1 protein-coding gene is annotated in these 839 nt (G+C 50.4%); it reads right to left on the bottom strand.

Features of this window, described 5'->3' with window-relative positions; translation table 11 throughout:
* Positions 1-792 (bottom strand): carbon-nitrogen hydrolase family protein (locus tag R7O13_RS25580; protein ID WP_318113461.1); only part of this gene is annotated, 792 nt, incomplete at its 3' end.
* Positions 793-839 lie beyond the last annotated feature (47 nt).

Below are 839 nucleotides of genomic sequence, written 5' to 3'. Positions count from 1 at the left end.
ACTGTGTTGAGTCAGCGGCATATTCTGCCTTACTTGCTGGGTTTGTGACAAATCTATCTCTGCCACCAGCAAACCCACTTGGTCTTGAAGTTGTTTGTGAATGCGTCCCCAAGGGTCAATCACCATGGAATGCCCCCACGTTTTACGGCCGCAAGGGTGAGTTCCCGTTTGTCCACTGGCTAAAATCCAACATTGCGTTTCAATTGCTCGAGCTCGCAGCAACACTTCCCAGTGAGCTTGCCCAGTAACCGCAGTAAACGCGGCGGGAACAACAATGATATCCGCCCCCGCTAAACGCAGTGCTTTGTACAATTCGGGGAAACGAACGTCGTAACAAATGCTCAAGCCGACGCTGCCGATATCCGTTTCTGCCACCACAATTTGGTTGCCCGCGGTGAAAGTATCTGACTCTCGGTAGCTGCCATGGCCATCTTCTACATCGACATCAAACATATGCAGCTTGTCATAATGGGCAATGCATTTTCCGTGAGGAGGTAAAACGAGCGTCGTCGTTGTCACACCACGCGCGGTTTGAATCGGCATGCTACCAACGACAAGCGTCAGTTGATGACTCTTCGCGATATTGGCTAAACGCTCTTGAATAGCACCGCTACCTAACGGCTCTGCATGTTGATGGTACTCTTCTCGACTGGCAAACAACACCGCATTTTCCGGCGTGAGCACCAGCTTCACTCCTTGATTGGCCGCCAAAGTACATTGCTGGTCAATAAAGTCCAAATTCGCCTGAATATCAGGCCCCGAAGTCATTTGAATGATGCCAACACGTTCCATGTGTTCTCTTCCTTCTACCACTTAGTCGGGCGATCTATTTAGCCTGC

Source organism: Vibrio sp. Y176 (genome assembly GCF_033438945.1).
This window is presented reverse-complemented; position numbering and strand designations above follow the sequence as displayed.